Source organism: Mesorhizobium sp. M8A.F.Ca.ET.165.01.1.1 (assembly GCF_004792065.1).
In the GTDB taxonomy this organism is placed as follows: domain Bacteria; phylum Pseudomonadota; class Alphaproteobacteria; order Rhizobiales; family Rhizobiaceae; genus Mesorhizobium.
This window is the reverse complement of sequence record NZ_SRTH01000025.1, coordinates 22,967-41,678: the sequence shown is the minus strand read 5'-3', so window position 1 is coordinate 41,678 and position 18,712 is coordinate 22,967. Positions and strand designations below refer to the sequence as shown.

The 18,712-nt window shown below is 64.0% G+C and carries 10 protein-coding genes; 7 read left to right on the top strand and 3 right to left on the bottom strand.

From position 1 onward, the window contains the following. Positions 1-34: 34 nt before the first annotated feature. From EN808_RS33160 to EN808_RS33135, 6 genes are all read left to right on the top strand, one after another. Positions 35-12,268: a hypothetical protein gene (locus EN808_RS33160; protein ID WP_189524225.1), complete on the top strand. Its 12,234-nt coding sequence runs from the start codon at positions 35-37 to the stop codon at positions 12,266-12,268. A 200-nt stretch (positions 12,269-12,468) separates the two neighbouring features. Next, on the top strand, positions 12,469-12,966 hold the full coding sequence (locus EN808_RS33155) for a tail fiber protein (RefSeq protein ID WP_135883949.1): 498 nt from the start codon (positions 12,469-12,471) through the stop codon (positions 12,964-12,966). A gap of 12 nt (positions 12,967-12,978) precedes the next feature. Then, positions 12,979-13,488 carry a tail fiber protein gene (locus EN808_RS33150; RefSeq protein ID WP_127276705.1) on the top strand — a complete coding sequence of 170 codons (510 nt, stop codon included), beginning with the start codon at positions 12,979-12,981 and terminating at the stop codon, positions 13,486-13,488. A 10-nt stretch (positions 13,489-13,498) separates the two neighbouring features. Continuing rightward, positions 13,499-14,032, top strand: coding sequence for a tail fiber protein (locus EN808_RS33145; protein WP_135867719.1), 534 nt, complete (start codon positions 13,499-13,501; stop codon positions 14,030-14,032). 30 nt (positions 14,033-14,062) lie between these two features. After that, on the top strand, positions 14,063-15,301 hold the full coding sequence (locus tag EN808_RS33140) for a hypothetical protein (RefSeq protein ID WP_189524224.1): 1,239 nt from the start codon (positions 14,063-14,065) through the stop codon (positions 15,299-15,301). A gap of 17 nt (positions 15,302-15,318) precedes the next feature. Further along, on the top strand, positions 15,319-15,837 hold the full coding sequence (locus EN808_RS33135) for a GNAT family N-acetyltransferase (RefSeq protein WP_245525179.1): 519 nt from the start codon (positions 15,319-15,321) through the stop codon (positions 15,835-15,837). A 230-nt stretch (positions 15,838-16,067) separates the two neighbouring features. Here the strand turns inward: EN808_RS33135 and EN808_RS33130 are convergent, their stop codons facing one another. Beyond that, a complete protein-coding gene (locus tag EN808_RS33130; protein WP_135918068.1) occupies positions 16,068-16,343 on the bottom strand; it encodes a hypothetical protein in 276 nt (91 codons plus the stop codon). 319 nt (positions 16,344-16,662) lie between these two features. On the opposite strand from EN808_RS33130, the gene EN808_RS33125 reads away from it, so the two are divergent. Next, positions 16,663-17,469 (top strand): SapC family protein, encoded by an 807-nt coding sequence (locus EN808_RS33125; protein ID WP_135918067.1) that lies wholly within the window; start codon positions 16,663-16,665, stop codon positions 17,467-17,469. A 241-nt stretch (positions 17,470-17,710) separates the two neighbouring features. On the opposite strand, the gene EN808_RS33120 is transcribed toward EN808_RS33125, so the two are convergent. After that, the gene (locus tag EN808_RS33120; RefSeq protein ID WP_135918066.1) at positions 17,711-18,073 is read right to left on the bottom strand and encodes a hypothetical protein; all 363 of its coding nucleotides are present in this window, start codon (positions 18,071-18,073) and stop codon (positions 17,711-17,713) included. Between the two features lie 42 nt (positions 18,074-18,115). Further along, positions 18,116-18,712, bottom strand: a complete 597-nt coding sequence (locus tag EN808_RS33115) for a hypothetical protein (protein WP_127276719.1) — start codon at positions 18,710-18,712, stop codon at positions 18,116-18,118.

Here is an 18,712-nt window from a genome sequence, read left to right as displayed (position 1 = left end):
TGGTGGGATGGCGGCGCGTGGGGAGGGTTTCCACGTGCGCGCCGGCTATCGCCGTTCGAGTATTGCCAGGCATCTCTGGAAGACGACGGCGCTTACGTCGCTGGCACTGGCGCTCTCGGGCGCGGCTGCCTATGGCGACGATGCCGGTCTCTGGCAGCCGCAGATCCGGGCCATTATCGGCGCCGACAACAATGGCGGCAACGCTGCGCTCGAAGGCTTCATCCCGATCAAGCAGACCGCCGAATCGGTGCTGTTCCTGGATGTCCGGGCCAAGCACGATTTCAAGGACGCCTTCGGCCAGGATATCGGCCTCGGCATCCGCCGCATCGTCAACCCCGACCTTATGCTCGGCGGCTACGCCTATTTCAATGCCGAGAGCTACGGCGGCACTCAGTTCACCGGCGGCACGCTGGGCGTCGAGGCGATCACGCCGAATTTCGACGCGCATGTGAACGTCTTCGTGCCGATCAAGGGCGACTCGACCGACCAGTCGACCAGCTCGACCCTTTCGATGGTCTCCAACCAGCTGATCGAGCAGATCTCGGTGCTCGACCATCGCGATTACGCGGCCTGGGGCATCGAAGGCGAGATCGGCGCCCAGGTTCCGGTCAACCTGCCCGACAAGCATTCGCTGCGGCTGGATATTGGCGGTTATCATTTCGAGGATCCGCACGGCGATGACGGCAGCGTCACCGGCGCCAAGGCCGGCATCGAATATGAGATCGGTGATGTCTTCGGCACCGGAACGTCGCTGACCTTCACCGGTGAGGTGCGCAACGACAACCGCGACGACACCCAGTTCGCCGGCAGCGTGCGGCTGAACATCCCGTTCAATCCGGGCCACGGCTCGGACAGCACCGGGGCCATCGGCACGGACCCGGTCTATCCGGCCAGCGAAGGCCTGCGCAAGCGCGTCAACGAGCGGGTGCGCGGCGATATCGGCGTCAGGGTCCAGTCGCAGGACAAGATCGGCGGCTCGACGACGCGCGTCGCCATCAACGCCGCCACCAATGCCGCGTTCGGCAAGTTCTATTTCGCCGATGGCGGTTTGGCCGGCGCCGGCACGCAGGCCGACCCGACGACACTGGACGACGCGGTCACCAAGGCCGGCAATGGCGGTTTTGTCGTTGCCCTGGGTGGCAGTGGCAATCTGACGACTGCCGGCGTGACACTTGCCACTGGCCAGACCGTGATCGGCGGTGGCCAAAGCGTCACCGCGAAACTGTCCGGCGGCGGCACCGCCACCTTCAATCTGGGCGGCAGCGACGGCACGATCCAGGGCACCAACGTCGCCAACAACGTCATCACGCTCGGCACCGGCAACACGCTGAACGGCATCACCATCACCGGCGGTGCTGACGGCATCTTCGGCAACAACGTCACCGGCACGACGCTGACCAAGGTCACGGTGACGGGCGCCGGCGGCAACGGCGCCGAGTTCACCGGCAATTCGACCAACGTCAAGGCGTCCGATTTCACGTCCACGAATAACGGTCTCGACGGCCTGCACATCGAGGACAACGGCACCTACAATTTCACCGGCACGACGCTGCTGTCGGGCAATCTCGACGACGGCCTCGATATCACCGGCCAGGGCACCTACACCTTCGCGACGGTCAATGCGCTTGATAATACCGACCGCGGCATCACCGTGCAGGGCACGTCGAGCGGCGGCAGCTTCACCACCACCGGCGGCACTATCTCCGGCAATGGCGGCGTCGGCGTCTACATCGACCCGATCACCGCGCATGTGGTGCTGGATTCGATCAGCCAGACCGGCGGCACGTCGGGCGTGGTGCTCGACCACGTCTCGGGCAGCTTCACCGTCAACGGTTCGACGACGATTTCCAACACGACCGGAGCGGCGATCCAGATCACGGATTCGCCGGCGACAATCCGCTTCGGCGACATCAAAATCACCAATCCCGGCGCCGGCGGCATGTCGTTCAGCGGCGTCAACGCCGCCGTAGTGGCCGGCAACATCGTCATTTCCGGGCTGGGCGTCGGCTCTGGTCTCGACTTCTCCGGCAGCCAGACCAATTTCACCGCGCAGTCGCTCAACATCACCGGCCCAGGCGCCGCCGGCACCATCGGCATCGACCTCGCCGACACCACCGGCGGCGCCTCGATCATCATCACCAATGGCGGTTCCATTTCGGGTGTCGACACCGGTGTGCGCTTCGGCATAGCGGGCTCGCTGGCCCATTCGGCCAATGCCGAATTCAGCTTTGGCGGCGGTTCGATTGCCGGCAGCACCGCTTCGCTCGACGCGCGCGGCCTCAACCAGACGCTCGGCCACTACGCGTTCGGCTCGACCACTTTCAGCGGCGATCAGCTGTTCGACCAGCAGAATGTGATCTTCGTCGGCGGCGTCGGCTCGTCGGGTGACGGTTCTTCGACATCGAGCCTGCTCGCGATAAACCTGGCCGACGCCAACACCCAGAACAATGCGATCTTCGTGCTGGTCAACGAAGGATCTCCCATCGATACCGCCAACGGCTTCTCGCTCAGCGACGGCCAGACGCTGGCCTCGTTCGGCAATGGCCGCTCCTTCTCGCTCGGCGGCATTCCGGTCAACATCACCGGCAACAATGTCCAGCACGACCAGGTCGTTTCGGATCCGGGCGGCGGCGCGGCGACGCTGACCAATTCCGGCTCCGGCGGTGTCGTGACAGTGGCCAACGGCAATTCGCTGCTCGACTTCAACATTTCGGGCGGCAGCGACGCGGGCATCAACGCAACCTTGATCAACGGCCTGACGATCCAGGGCGTGACCCTCAGCAATGTCGACACAGGTCTTTTCCTCGGCAGCGTGACCGGCACGGTTTCGGTCCACGATCTCAATGTCCAGAATGCGAGCCAAACCGGCATCGAGCTTGTCGCCTCGAGCGCGACCGTCAATTTCACCGGCAACACGACGATCGGCAATGCCACCAATGTCGGGCTGTCCGCCAAGAATTTCGATGGCACCGCCACTTTCGACGACCTCGATATTACCGGCGGCGGCATAGGCGTCTCTATCGTCAACGACTCGAGTGCAACCCTGACTTTCGGGGCCGGCAGTTCCATCACCGGCACGAGCAGCAACGCCTTCTCGATCAGCAGCTCCACGCCCAACGTCACCTTCAACGGCACCATCAATCAGACCGCTGCCGCAAGCGCGGTGACAATCTCCAACATGACCGGCGGCACCGCCACCTTCGGCGGCACGATCACCGCCAGCACCGGCGCGGCCAATGCGATCGACCTGACCGGCAACACCGGCGGCACGATCAACTTCACCGGCGGGCTCGACCTGACCGCGGATGGCGGCTTCGCCTTCAGCGCCGTCAATGGCGGTACGCTGACGGTAACTGGCTCCGGCAACACGGTAGCGACCGGTCTCGGACCGGACGAGAAGGGCATCCAGATCGCCGGCATGACGATCGGGACGGCCGGGGTGAACTTCTCCAGCGTCACCGTGGATGGCTCCGGCGGGGGAGCTTCGACCGGCATCGCCATCAGCAACACCAGCGGCGGCAACGTCACCTTTGGTGGCGTCGACCTGTACCGTATCAGCGGCGTCGCCATCAGCCTCAACAACGTCGCCAGCGGCGTCTACAGCTTCAACGGCACGACGAAGATCGACACCGTGGTCGGCGGAGGCCCCGGCTTGCTGGTTCAAAACAGCGCCGCGACCGTCAATGTCGGCAATCTCGTCACCACCAATATCGCCGGCGCCGATGTTAGCCTGACCAACAACACCGGCACGATCGGCATCGGCGGCACCATCACCAACAGCGGCACGGGCGATGGCGTCGTCGTCTCCGGCGGCACCGCCGCGATCACCATCGGCGCGACCATCAACAGCTCGGCTGGCACGCCCGGCACGGCAGTCAAGATCGACGGCATCACCGGTGGTTCGGTTGCCTTCACCGGCGCGGTCACCTCGACCTCTACCGGCAACCTTTTCGCAATCGGCTCGACCACGGCTCCGACGGTGGGCGCGATCAGCTTCACCGGCTCGGCGTTGACGGCCAGCGGTGGCGGCGGCGCGGTGATCGCCGGCCTTGGCATCGATTCGTCCTTCAACGCGACGGCGCCATTAACGGTCACCAACGCGACCGGCAATGGCGTCTCCGTCTCGAACGTAAACGCTGAAGCCCACTTCGGCGCGATGACGGTATCGGGTGCTGGAGGCAATGGCATCGACATCGGCGGCAATCCCGGCCTGGTGACTTTCGGCACAACGAATGTGACGCTCGGTTCTGGCGCCAACACCGCTGGCGTCAATTTCAGCGGCACCAATGGCGGTGTGACCTTTGGCACCACGACCATCGGCAATGTCGGCGCCAACCAGACCGGTTTCGACTTCAGTGGCTCATCCACATCGACCGATTTCGGCGTGACCACCATCACCGGCACCGGCGACCTGACCTCGCGTGGCATCGATCTGTCGTCGACCACGGGCGACCTGACTATCGTCTTCCAGCGCGGCTCCAGCATCAGCAATGTCGGCGTCGGCGTCGAACTGTCGTCGGGCGGCACCACCGCGACATCGGCCAACGCCAACTTCACCTTCGGCGACGGCACTTCCGCCGACGGGCGGCAATCCTCGATCAGCGCGGCGGCTGGCGGCTACACCGTCAACACGATCGGGCTCGATCCGACGCTCGGCAATTATGATTTCGACGACGTCGTCTTTACGGGCACCGCTCATCTGGCGAGCGCCGTCGGCGGCGTCATCATGGTCTCGCAGAACGGCGGCGTCATCGCCGCCGGCACGGATGGGCTGAGCGCGGATGTGAGCACCATTTCGGTGACCGCCGCCGACGCCATGAGCGGCAGCGGTGTGGTCTTCGCCTTTGTCGGCACGGTCGATCTCAGCGGCACGCCGTTCACGCTCGATTCGGGCCAGTCGATCACCGGCTTCGGCAACGGCAACTCGATCCTCACCTCCGGCACGGTCCAGCCGATCAACGTCCAGGGCAATCTCGGGGCAACCGGCGGCAACGTCACCGGCGACGAGGGCGTGGTCAAGAGCACGGGCAGCGATACCCTGCACCTGCTCGGCAGCAATCAGGTGAAGAACACCGCTTTCGACTTCAGCGGCGGCAGCGGCTCGGTCTTCCTCATCGACGAGAGCGCGGTCGGCTTCGGCAATGCCGGCGGCATCGTCGTTGACGGCGTCACGGTCAGCAATGTCGCCGTTGGCCAGACCGCCTTCAAGGTCGACGGCCTCACCACCAACGTGTCGATCACCAACAACAACATCAACGTCGCCGGCACGCTGCTCGCCGCCGATAGCGGCAATGGCAACATCACGCTCACGCGCGGCAATTTGCCCAACAGCGGCCCGGCCGGCACGCTGACCGGCGGCGGTGTCACGATCTCCAACCGCACCGGCGGCCTGGTCAATTTTACCGACAAGGCGACCATCGGCGGCAACGGCGTTTCGCTGACCAGCAACACCGGCTCCACCATTACCTTCGCGGATGTGGACATCACCACCAATGGCGCGACGGCTTTCACCGCCACTGGCGGCGGCACGGTCAATGTCACGACGGGCACGATCAGTGCCACGGGCGCCCAAGCGGCGGCGCTCGACGGCATCACCGCTGGTATCAACTTCGCCTCGACCAACGCCACGTTCGGCTCGGGCAACGGCATCGACCTGCAGGCTCTCAGCGGCACAGCCGCTTTCGGCACCGGCACGCTGACCAACACCGGCGCGGGCACGTCCTTCAATATCGGCTCGGCGACCGATCAGAGCGGCGGCAACGCCGTTATCTCCTATGGCGGCACCATCGCCAGCAACGGCACGGGCGCGGCGGTTTCGATCCAGGAACTGACCGGCGGCTCGGTGACGCTGTCGGGCAACCTCACCGACAACAACGCGGCAGCCGGCGGCAACATCATCGTTGCCGCTATCGACAACGGCACGGCGGCGACCGTTGCCTTCTCCGGCGCCACCAAGCAGATCAGCTCGGGCGCGACCGACGGCGTCAGCCTGACTGGCAATCCGAACGGCACGATTGACTTCAGCAATGGTGGCCTTGCCATTACGACAACGACCGCAACGGGCTTCCATGTAGCCTCCGCCGACACGGTCAGCGTCAGCGGCAGCGGCAACACCATCACCACGACGACCGGCACCGCGCTCGACCTCGGCAACGCGACAGTCGGCGCCGGCGGCGTCACCTTCGATTCCATCACGGTCGCCGGGGCGGCGACCGGCATTGCGCTGAACAATGTCAGCGGCGGCGCCGTGAGCCTCGGCGTGGTCGACCTGCAAGGCATCACGTCGCGCGGCGTCGACATTTCCGGCACGCTCGCCTCAACGCTTGATTTCACCAGCCTCAACATCGGGCTCGGCGCCACCAACGCGATCGGCCTCGACCTCAGCGGCGCCGCGCTCGGCGCCAGCAACATCACGGCTGGCGATCTCGACGTCGATGGCGGCAGCTTCGCCAGCACGATCGGCATCGACATGGCCGGCACGACCGGCACCGGCACGATCCAGCTCGGCGACCTCGTCAACAACAACCCCGGTCCGAGTGGCCAGACCTCGACCATCGCCAATGTCGGCTATGGCGTGCAGTTCTCCAGCACCACCAACGCCAAGCTGGTCTTCGGCGATGGCCAGGGTCCGGCCGAATCGTCGATCGCCACCACCGGCGGCCAGGTCATCCACGCCACCGACACGCTGCCGACCAATGGCAACTACAATTTCAACGACGTCAATTTCACCGGCGACATTTCGAACCTGTCGACGATCAGCGTCTACTACGTCGTTGAAGGCGGCACCGGCGACGGCAGCCTTGCCAATCCGGGTAGCTATATCAGCGCCCAGGCGTCCACTGCCAACGTCGTGGTGCTGATCGACAAGAACGTCAACGGCAGCCAGGAAACCATCGATCTCAGCGGGACGTCGTTCCAGCTCGACGACGGACAGGTGCTGCTCGCCTTCAAGAGCGGCGACGCTGCCGTCGATGTCTCGCAGCTCGGCGTCGACGCCAGCGGCGGCGCCGGGGCGTCGTTCCATTTCACCACCGTGCAGAACTCGACGGTCGTCTCGGCCCCCGCCGGCATCGATACGCTGCGGCCTGTCCTGCAGAGCAACAACGCCGGATCGGTCGTCAGCCTGGCGACATCAGGCTCGGGCCTGATCACCGGTGGCGTCCAGAACCTCATCATCAGCAACACCGGCACCGGCGCCGGTATTTCCGGCAGCGCGTCGGCCGCCTCCAGTTTCTTCCTGAGGAACAACGACATCGCCGCCGGCGGCAGGGCGCTCGATTTCATCACCAGCGGCGGCGCAACGGCCGACAAGCTGCTGCTGTCGATCGACGGCAACACGCTGAAATCGACGGGATCGGCGCTGGCAGCGTCGTTCGTCGGCCAGAACATCAACGCGACGCAGAATTCGATCGCTGTCAGATCTTTTGCCGGCAACACGGTCACCGGCGGTACCGGCGGCGGCCTCGCCTTCAGCAATGTCACCTTCGATTCGACCGGCGCCGGCGGCACGGTCTCGGTGGGTACGCTCGACATCGGCACGACAGGCGCGCGGGTCCAGGGCGACGGCCTCAGCCTGACCAGCACCAGCGGCGCGCTCGATCTCGGCACGTTCACCGTCTTCAACAACAACGGCACCGGCCTTCTGGTCGATGCCAAGGGTCCGCCAGCCACCACCTTCACGCTCAACAGCAGCGGCGGCTCGGTCGACACCACGGCCGGCACGGCCATCGATCTCGACCCCTTGACGGTTGGCATGACGATCGGCAGCGTCACCGCGACCGGCGGCGCGAGCGGCATCATCTTCGACGGCGTCGCCGGGACCTTCACCGTCACCGGCGCCACCAACATCTCCGGCATGGCGGACGCCGGCATCAGCGCGATAAACACCAATGCCGGCACCTTCAACTTCAACACGGTGACGGTGAACAACGTACTGTCAACCGGCGGCGGCATCGGTTGGGCCAGTGGTACGCTCAACGTCACCGGCCTCGCCGACATCGACACGACGAGCGGCGCGGGCCTTACGCAGACCGGCGGCACGACCAGCTTCACCGGCGGCGTAACGATCGATACCACGACCGGCGTCGGCATTTCCGGAGGGGGTGGCGCCACGATGGGCATCACCGCCACTGGCGGCACCGAAAGCGTGAATTCAACCAGCGGCACGGCGATCGCCTTGTCCAACGTCGCTGCAACCATCGCCCTGGATTCGACCTCGTCCGGCGGCGGCAGCACCAATGTGAACCTTGTCAACACCAGCGGCACGGTTAACCTTGGCTCGGGCGCGCTGACCGGCGCCGCGGCTGTCTCGTTCATCGTGAGCGGGGGCACGGCGGCAGTCAGCTATTCGGGCAGCGCCACCATGTCGGCCGCCGCCGGCACAGCCCTTGAAGTGCAGAACCGATTGGCCGGGGCCGGGCTCGTCTCGCTGAGCGGCAACCTGACGTCCAATGGCAATGGTATCTACCTGAACAACAATACCGGCGGCACAGTGACCGCCTCGGGGGCATCCAACAATTTCACCGGTGCGGGTTCCGGCGTTACGATAGTCAACAACACCGGCGGCACCTTCAACATCAACGGCGCAAGCTATACCATCGCTATGAGCTCGACCGGCGCGGGCGTCGCGATCAGCGGCAACAGCGCCCCTGTGGCGATCAATTTCGGCGGCGGTGGGCTGGCGATCACCACGGCGGCGGGCACGGGGTTCAGCGCCACGGGCGCCGGCACTGTTACCGCCGGCGGAAGCGGCAACACGATCGCCACCACCAGCGGCGGCACCGCACTGAACCTCAGCGGCATCACGATCGGCGCGGCGGGGCTCAACTTCTCCTCGGTATCCACCACCAGCGCCACGACCGGCATTTCGCTGGCCAATGTCGCCTCCTCGGGCGGCGGCGCCATAGCGCTCGGCACGGTCAGTCTGCAGGGCATCACCTCTCGCGGCGTCGACGTCACCGGCACGCAGGGTGCGGCGCTTTCCTTCAACGGTCTCGACATCGGCCTGAACGATAACGCGGCCGTGGCTCTCGACCTCAACGGTTCGACGATCAACGCGGCGATCACGGCCAACGATTTCGACGTCACCAATGCCGCCGCCGCCGGCACCTCGATCGGCGTCGACCTGCGAGGCGCCACCGGCGGCCAGACGGTGCGGCTCGGCGATGCGAACCTCGCCGGCAACAGTTCGAGCATCGCGGGCGTCAACACCGGCGTGTTCCTGAACGGCACGACGAACGTCGCCTTCACCTTTGGCGACGGCGATACCGCCGACCAGTTGTCGACCATCAGTGCCAGTGTCGGCATCGACGCTTCCGTCGCGCCGGCCGCGGGCACCTACAATTTCAAGGATGTGAACTTCCAGGCCACGCCTGGCCTCGGCTTCGGTGTCGGCAAGGTTTATTTCGTCGGCGCGGCGTCGACCGGCGACGGCAGCGGCCGCGACCAGAATAATCTGGCGACACTGGCCGACGCCGAATTCAACGCGGCCGCAACGGACATCATCGTCCTCGTCAACGATGGCGGCACCATCACCGCACAGGGCACCAATGGCAACGACACGCTGAACCTGCTGACCGGCCAGCAGGTGCGCGGCTTCGACAATGGCAACATCAACCTGGCGCTGACGGTGCCGTCGACGATCCAGCTGGCCAGCAACACCATCTCCATCGCCGATCAGACGCCGGGCGGCACCACCACGCTGACAAGCGCCGATGGCAGCAGCGTCATCACGCTTTCGGCCAGCGGCAACATCATCGACGGCTTTACCATCAACGGCGACGACGGCGCGGGCGTGAATGCCGCGATCGGCATCAGCGGCGCGACGGCGAATGCCACGATCAGCAACATGACGATCAGGAACGTCACGGCCGCCGACATCGACTTCGGCGCCGGCGCAACCGGCACGACGACGCTGACCAATGTCTCCCTCATCGCGGCCTCGGCCGCGACCGGCATCAAATTCGGCGCGGCCTCCGGAACGGTCACCGCCACCAATGTCGATACCACGGGCGGCAGCGGCCTGTCCGTGATCGGCGGCAATGCGGCGTTCGGCTTCGACAGCACGAGCTCGGTCACCAGCGTTATCGGCACCGCGGTCAGCATCACCAACCGCACCGGCGGCAGCTTCGGCTTTGCCGGCGCGGTGACGTCGAACATCGGCGCCAGCGGCGTCGTCATCTCCGGCGCGACGGCAGCCAACACAGTCAGCTTCACCGGCGCCGTCACCCACAATAATGCCACCGGCGCCGCCGTCTCGATCAACAATGGCGGCCAGGCCTCGACCGTTAGCTTCGCCAACCTCGTGGTCACAACGGGCGGCTCCAACATGGCCTTCACCGCGACCAATGGCGGGACGGTCAATGTCACCACCGGCTCGATCAGCGCGAGTGCCGCCCAAGCGATCAACCTCAACGGCATCGCGGCCGGCATCAATTTCACCTCGACCACTTCGGGCGGCGGCGTCAACAATGTCGCCCTGACCAACGTCACGGGCACGGTAAACCTGGGCACCGGTGCGCTGAGCGGCGCCTCGGGCACCGCGTTCGATGTCAGCGGCGGCACCGCGGCCATCACCTATGGCGGGTCGATCGCCAAGACGAGCGCCGTCGGCAACGTCATCAGCATCGCAGGCCGCACCGGCGGCACGGCCACCTTCAGCGGCACGGTGTCGGCAACCGGCTCAAGCGCCGGCATAGCGCTTTCCAGCAACGGCGGATCGACGATCAATTTCACCAACACGCTGACGCTGACCGGCTCGAACGTCGCCGGCTTCAGCGCGACGGGCGGCGGCACGATCAGCGCCACCGGCACCGGCAGCGTGATCAGCTCGGGCACGGCCACAGCACTCAACGTCGCCAACACGACGATCGGTGCGAGCGATCTGACGTTCCAGCGCATCAGTTCCAGCGGCGGCAGTGCCACCGGCATTATCCTCGACACCACGGGTGCCCTGGGTGGCCTGCATGTGACCGGCAATGGTGCAACGGTCGGCGCCTCGGGCGGCGGCGTCATCTCCAGCAAGACAGGCGCGGATGGCAGCACCGCGCAAGGCGTCGGCATCTACCTGAACGGCACGACGGATGTGCAGCTCAACGGCCTGCAGATGAACGACTTCCAGAATTACGGCATTCTGGGCAACAACGTCACCGGCTTCACGCTGGACCATACGATCATCAACGGCAGCAATGGCACCAGCGTTGCCGGCGTCGGCGAAGGCAATGCCTATTTCACCGGCCTCAAGGGCACCGCTACGGTTTCGAATTCCACCTTCACCGGCGCGGCGCTGGACGCATTCCACGTCTTTAACAACAATGGCGAGACTCTCAACCGGATCACCATCACCGGTTCGACCTTTGCGACCAACGCCGCCGCAGGAAACTCGTCAGGCGACGCGCTGGTGTTCCAGGCGACGAACGGCGTCTTCAACGCGACCGTCCAGAGCTCGACATTCACCTCCGCGCGCGGCGACCTGTTCCAGCTCGATCTGCACGGCAACGTCCAGTCGGATCTGGTGTTCGGCGGCGCCACTGGAGCGCTGGGCAACACGCTGTCGAACAACAACCAGAACATCGTCTCGGGCGGCGGCGGCATCACGATCAGTTCGGGCGGCGCCGGCGACGTGGCGAACCTGACCTTCAACATCGCCCACAATACGATGCGCGATGCGCTGGGCACGGCTCTGGGCATCAGCACCGGCTCCGGCGCCAGCTCGTTCAACGGCACGATCGATTCGAACACGATCGGCGTCGCCGGCGTGGCGAACAGCGGATCGGCCCAGGGCAGCGATATCGGCTTCGTCACGTTAGGCGGCGCCGATTCCAGCGTGACGATCACCAACAACCTGCTCTATCAGTACAACAATGATGGCATTCTGCTGCAGACGGGTGATGCGGTCGACGGCGGCAACCACAAGCTGACGGCCGTGGTACAAGGCAACACCGCCAGCAATCCAGGCACATTCGGCAACCACGGTTTCGAACTGAACGCCGGCACGGTTGCTGGAGACGCCCAGACGGTCTCGCTGACCCTCGGCGGTGCTGGCGGCCTGGCCAACAATTTCACAGGTTCGGGTGCCAATGGTGGCACAGACATCCGTCTCCGCACGCGGTTCGATGTCCATGTTGGCTTGCATGGCGGCGCCGCGGCTTACGCGGGCGCGGCAACCGATGCCGCGGCTGTCATGAGCTATGTGCAAGCCATCAACAGCGGCACCGTCAGTGTCACGATCGGCACCGGTGGTACGGCGGGCTTCTATTCGACGCCATAGTCTGAACGGGCGACGAACTCGCCAGGCGATTCTTACATACGCCTCAACCGAGGCTTGTAAAGTATATAGTTAACAATATACTTGAAGTTGCTAGTAGGCGATCCGGAGGATATTTATGAAAATTTATCCGGAATAAGTATTGCCAGTAGACTTATAATTCGTGACGTGTATAGTCTGAAGCGGCAGTGGGAGGGTATCGCATGTCAGAGCCGTTTCTGTCCGAAATCCGCATCATGTCCTTCGGTTTCCCGCCCAAGGGGTGGGCGTTCTGTGACGGCCAACTGCTTCCCATAAATCAGAACCAGGCTCTGTTTTCGCTGCTCGGCACGACCTTTGGCGGCGACGGCCGGGTAAATTTCGGCTTGCCGGATTTCCGGGGCAGGGTCCCGATCCATGTCGGCAACGGGCATGACCTCGGCGGGCGGGGCGGCGAGCAATCCCACACGCTGTCGATTGCGGAATTGCCGACCCATGTTCACCAGGCGAGAGCGACGAACGCCAACGGCACGGTGCCCCTGAACTCCGGGAATTTCCTGGGGGCTTTCAACAATGGCTATGCGCAGGCTACCAGCCTGACCTCGTTGCACCCTGCCAGCATCGCCAATGTGGGCGGTTCGCAGGCGCACCTCAATATGCAGCCTTTCCTGACATTGAACTTCTGCATCGCCCTGCAGGGCATTTTCCCGTCGCAGACCTGAGGAAACGCGATCATGGCACAACCCTATGTTGGCGAAGTTCGCATGTTTGCCGGCAATTTCGCGCCGGCCGGGTGGATGTTCTGCGAAGGGCAACTGCTGCCTATCTCGGAAAACGAGACGCTGTTCCAACTGATCGGCACCACCTATGGCGGTGACGGCGAAAGCACTTTTGCGCTGCCCGACCTGCGTGGGCGACTACCGCTCCATCAGGGCAACGGCTTCACCCTGGCCGAGACTGGCGGCGCGGAGGAAATCACGCTGTCGATCCAGCAGATCCCGGCTCATTCGCATCCCATGCTGGCATCGGGCCAAACCGGCACCGGGACCAATCCGGGCGGGAATGTCCTCGACCAGACGACGGGGACGATCTTCATGTACATCGATGGCCAGGCGCCCGATGGGCCGATGGCCGCGACCATGGTGTCACCCGTCGGCGGCAGCCAGCCGCATAGCAATTTCCAGCCGTATCTATGCATCAACTTCATCATCTCGCTGTTCGGCATTTTCCCGTCGCAGACCTGAGAGGACCGTCATGGCCGATCCGTTCGTTGCGGAAATCCGCATTTTCCCGTTCAATTTCGCGCCCAAGGGCTGGGCGCTGTGCGACGGGCAGATTTTGCCGCTGTCGCAGAACACGGCGTTGTTCTCGTTGCTCGGCACGACTTATGGCGGCGACGGCAAGTCGAACTTCGCGCTGCCCAATCTCCAGGGCAGCGCGCCAATGCACCCCGGTCAGGGACCTGGCCTGTCACTGCACGATCTCGGAGAGAGTAGCGGCTCGGAGACGGTGACGCTGCTCCAAAGCGAAATACCGATCCATGCGCACAACGTTATGGTCGGAACCCAGGACGTCGCCGACGTCCAGGTACCCAGCCCGTCGAGAATTCTCGGCAAGTCCGGTGGCGCTTTCGCCTATGTTCCAGGGACGCCGATACCCGCGCTGACGCCAATGAACGACAACATGCTCGCGCCTGCCGGCGGTGACCAGCCGCACAACAATCTGCAGCCTTATCTCACCTGCAATTTCTGCATCGCCCTGCAGGGCGTGTTCCCACCGAGAACCTGATTTTCGAGCCAACAAGGCGGGGCCGTTACCATGGCTAACGAAGACGCTCACTTACCCTCCCATGCGGCGCCAACCGGGCACGTGCCAGGCGTGTCGTTCTTCGAACTGTCGCGGCTGATGGTCGTCGGCATCGATTCCGCGGCGGGACGGCTGATCCAGAAGGCTCAAGTCGCGCCCAACGGGGCGTGGCCTGCCGCATGGTCTCCCATCGCCGCCGGCGCCTGGGTGATCATGACCGCAGGCCTGACCAAGGACGGGCGCGTCGCCGTGGTGGCCCAACCGACCGGCACCACCAACCTGTCTTTCATCACGGAGGACGCCAACCAGGTCGGCCCGGTCGAAAAATGGAACCCGCCGGTCGGAATTGGCGCCCCGCCCGGCGCAACAAGCTACCAGAAACTCTCGATGGCGCGCGACGTTGACGGCCGCGTCGAAATCTTCCTCACCGACAATCAGGGCCGCATCTGGTGGATCTACCAGAACCCGGACGTGATCGTTCAGGTTCAGAAAACCATCACGCCGCCCGGCACCACGACGCCGATCGTCGTCACCGTCGACGAGCTTAGGCCGCCCGCACAGCCCTGGAGCGCCTGGATACAACTGACCGGCCAGCTCGTGGCGGTCACGGCGCTGCGCCAGGCGGACGGCCGCATTGCGCTCTTCGGCATCAACTCAGCCCTTCATCTCTATCGCTGCCAGCAGGCCAAGGCCCAAGCGCTGACGGTGGCCGACTGGACGCCATGGGTGCAGATCGACGCCGGCTATCCTTTCACGGAAATGGCGCCGATCGTCGGCCCGCTGGGCGCCACCAATCTTTTTGCCATGACGCAGCCGGGCCAGGTCCTGCATACCAAGCAACTGCCGGCGGGCTCCGACACCTGGACGAACTGGGCGACGCCCGGTTACAGCAGGGTTCCCAGATACACGCTCTGCGCCGGCATCCAGGGGGACGGTGACATTATGCTGGTGGCTTCCGACCAGCAGCATGTCCACTCGTTCAACGCCCAATACGACGCGGCCACCCAAAACTGGTCTGGATGGCGTGATTTCAGCGCCTCCGGCGCCAACACACGGCTGTCGCTCGACTACAATGCCGATGGTCGGCTTGCCTTGTTCAGCATGATGATCACGAACGATGGGACCAATGGTCTGTGGACGATCAACCAGATGGCCATGGACAGTTCCGAATGGGAGTGGAGCTGGACGGCGCTGGCCACCGGCAACCTCAAGCAGATCGCGGTGGTGCGCGACCTGACGCCGCCGGTCTGACGTTGACCGCAAGCGGCGTGGCTTTGGTCTATCCCGCTCCGGCGTGGTCCCGGTCACGGCAGGCCGGACTCGCTTTCCGTGCCGCCGCGGAGGCGGACATTGCCTTCCTGTCGCGGCTCTATGCCTCGACCCGCATGGAAGAGCTCGCCGTGACGGACTGGAGCGAGGCGCAGAAGGCCGCCTTTCTCGACATGCAGTTCCAGGCGCAGCACGCGCACTACCACAAGCACTATCCGCAGGCCGACTGGCTCGTGGTGAGCCATGCCGGGCAAGACATCGGCCGGCTCTATGTCGAGCGCTGGCCAAGCCAACACCGCATCATCGACATCGCTTTTTTGCCTGTGCATCGCCGCAAGGGCTATGGTGGCGCCCTGTTGCGCGACCTGATAGACGAGGCATGCTTAGCCGGCAAACTAATATCGATCCATGTCGAGAAGAACAACCCAGCAAGGCGGCTCTATGTCGATCTCGGCTTTGTCGTCGTCGAGGACAAGGGCGTCTACGATTTGATGGCTTGCGCGCCAGCGGATCCATGATCGTTGGTTGGCGCTGCCCCTCACCTGCCTGCCGGCATCCTCTCCCCGTAAACGGGGCGAGGGGCGCTGTCATCGCCGCTTTCGCCAATCACAAGCGTTGCAGAAAATGCGCCGGCGTTGCGGCCAGCCGCTCTCGCCCCGTTTACGGGGAGAGATGTCCGGCAGGACAGTGAGGGGCGGCGCCGACGGCTAAGATTGTCGCTTTTCGGCCCTGCAGCTCAAAACCGGCGTTAATTGAACACCGCTTCGTAGGTCCGGCCGGTCGCGTCGGCCGCAACCGGCACGATGAAGATGTCGTGGACCCCGCTGGTGCCGGCAAGGCTGTAGGTCGCCTGCGGCAGCGCGATCCCGCGCGGTCCCCGGAACAGCAGGGAAAAACCGCCGCCCGGGCGCGGGCTGGCCGCGATACGGTTGACGGCGCTCAGTTCGAGCGAGATACGCCCGCCTGTGGTCTCGACGATGAACGCCTGCCCGATCGCCTGTTCGAAATCCGCCGCCGCCGCCATTGCGCTCGCCTCAAAGCCGTTTGCGCGGCACTGTCGCCGCTTCGCCGCGAGCTGTCCAGAACTCATTATTTCCGGAGTCCAGGACGGAAGAACGTCGAACACTTTCCTGGGATTGTGCGCCATCGCGCGAAGCGCTCGGCGCCCAAGACAATTCACCGCCGCAAACCGCAAAATACAGCAGCCCATGTCCTTTTGCGCGTGCCGGCGACGCTGTAGTACTTTGTTCCGATACGCGCCTGGCGCAACAAGACAGAGCTTCGCAGCGACGCCGGACGCTGATTGGCCGGCTTGAACGGCTTGCGGGAGAAAAGGACGGACGATGGCTGAAAGTGGTGCGAAAACAGGGACGGCGCCGGCAAAGGGGGGCGATGCCATGCCGTTGTTCTATACGAGGCCAGAGGCGCTCAACCCGATCCGGCACGGCTCGCTGGGGCTGACCGCGCGCAGCGATTTTTCCTTCGCGCGCTCGGCGCACGCCATTCCGGTGGTGGCGTCGGAGATGCCGGCGGCGATGCGCTCCTACCCGATCGTGTTCATCGGCGCCGGCAAGGCGCCTGTCATCATCACCGGCGTGCGCCAGGACGAAAATCTGTTCGTCGATGCCGACGGCATGTGGAACGCGCCGCATTACATCCCGGCCTATGTCCGCCGCTATCCCTTCATCCTGGCCGAGGACCCGACGTCGGCCGGCCGGCTGACGCTGTGCGTCGACCGGGCGAGCGAGCGTGTCGTCGACCAGCTCGTGGCACCGTTCCGTGACGACAAGGTGCTGCCGTTCTTCAGCGGCAACGAACCGACCGAGGCGACCAAGCAGGCGCTCGCCTTCTGCAACCAGTTCCAGATCGACTTCAGGGCCACCCGCGAGATGGTCGACAAGATCGACGCGCATGGCCTGTTTTCGCCGCGCCAGAGCAAGGTGACGCTGGAAGGCGGCGAAGTGCTCAACCTCACCGATTTCCAGGTGATCGACGAAGCGGCCTTCAACAAATTGAGCGACGAGGCTTTCCTCGACCTGAGAAAATCAGGCGCGCTCGGCCTGCTCTATTGCCACCTCGCCTCGACCAACAGCTGGACCTCGCTGGTGCACCAGGCGTCGGTCCGCAAGGCGGAGGGGGCGAAGGGCTGATTTCTGGCGCTCATGGTTGGGGCTCTCAAGAACGCCCAAAGTCGAACGGCCTTCCGGGAGCCGGGGTTCGTCCGTAACAAGGAGCGAGCTGAAAGACTTGGGGGAGGCCGCCGCGGAAGCCGCATGATCAAGTAGATGCTTGGCCCGCGGACATCATGAACCCCGGCAAGATTTCGCCGGCATGAGGGCAGAGCCGTTGATACCGATGTGACTTGTGACTTTACGGCTAGTCACAGCTTTTTTACTTGGAAGTGACCAACTTCAGGGACACAGTGATGGTTCCATCCTCAGAGCCGCTTACGATGGTTTCCTCGAAAGTTTCATTCTTGATGCGAACATAGTATTCCCCGGGTGAAGCCCCGTCTTGTGCTTTAACTTTAAAGGTAATTGTCGTCGTATCTTCGATGGTTACGTCGTTGTCGAATACCACTAGATATGGCTCGCTCTTTAAAGTGCCAGCATCGATAAAGTCAATTACCAGGTATTCCGTGTCGTTAAACCAACCACGGTCTGGGGCTACCGTCACACTGACCGTAACCGGATCTCCGCCTCTTACAGCATTCCCTTCAGGTGTATCGACACGTACTATATCTACTCTCGCCATGGCCCATCTCCCTTCGGCCTTCTCAATTAACGATCGAAAACGCTAGTCCATATCGCCGCGCCCGCCGCGGTTCATGGCGCCACCGGACCGTCCCATCGCACCGCCGGACCTGCCCATGGCGCCGCCGGATCGCCCCATCGCACCGCCGGATCTGCCCATTGCTCCACCCGATCGACCAAACGAACGCGGGTCCAGCTCCGCACTCAACAGGACATCCTCGAGCGTTCCGGTGTCGAGTTCCAGCCGCATTGTCAGGTCACTCTTGTCGTAGACCCAGACCTGCATTCCGCGCGCGAACGAGCCTATCTGCGATGACAGTCCGGTATAGGCAGGGTCGCTTGGACCGCGGCTCATGACCTTGAGATCGGTGTCCCCCGGGGCCGGATAATCAACGACAGTGCCAGGCCCATGGACAAGAAGTATGGTCGGTCGGGCCAGCTCGTAGAACTGCGCTTCAAAGGTGAACGCATAGATCCTTGCTAGCAGGCTACCGGAAGCGTCGATCTGGTTCTGCAGGAATCTATTGTTGCCAAGCCTTGGAGGCCGTCCCCCATCGACCCTCTTCTTGAGCTTCAAATCTTCAAGAACTCTACCGAACAAATGTATGGCTGAGGTATTTAGAATGGTTTCAGTGGTCAT

Coding starts and splice junctions, on each gene's coding strand:
- EN808_RS33140 (WP_189524224.1), top strand. CDS start 14,063: ATGGCTAACGAAGACGCTCACTTACCCTCCCATGCGGCGCCAACCGGG.
- EN808_RS33145 (WP_135867719.1), top strand. CDS start 13,499: ATGGCCGATCCGTTCGTTGCGGAAATCCGCATTTTCCCGTTCAATTTC.
- EN808_RS33115 (WP_127276719.1), bottom strand. CDS start 18,712: ATGACCACTGAAACCATTCTAAATACCTCAGCCATACATTTGTTCGGT.
- EN808_RS33155 (WP_135883949.1), top strand. CDS start 12,469: ATGTCAGAGCCGTTTCTGTCCGAAATCCGCATCATGTCCTTCGGTTTC.
- EN808_RS33125 (WP_135918067.1), top strand. CDS start 16,663: ATGGCTGAAAGTGGTGCGAAAACAGGGACGGCGCCGGCAAAGGGGGGC.
- EN808_RS33130 (WP_135918068.1), bottom strand. CDS start 16,343: ATGGCGGCGGCGGCGGATTTCGAACAGGCGATCGGGCAGGCGTTCATC.
- EN808_RS33120 (WP_135918066.1), bottom strand. CDS start 18,073: ATGGCGAGAGTAGATATAGTACGTGTCGATACACCTGAAGGGAATGCT.
- EN808_RS33150 (WP_127276705.1), top strand. CDS start 12,979: ATGGCACAACCCTATGTTGGCGAAGTTCGCATGTTTGCCGGCAATTTC.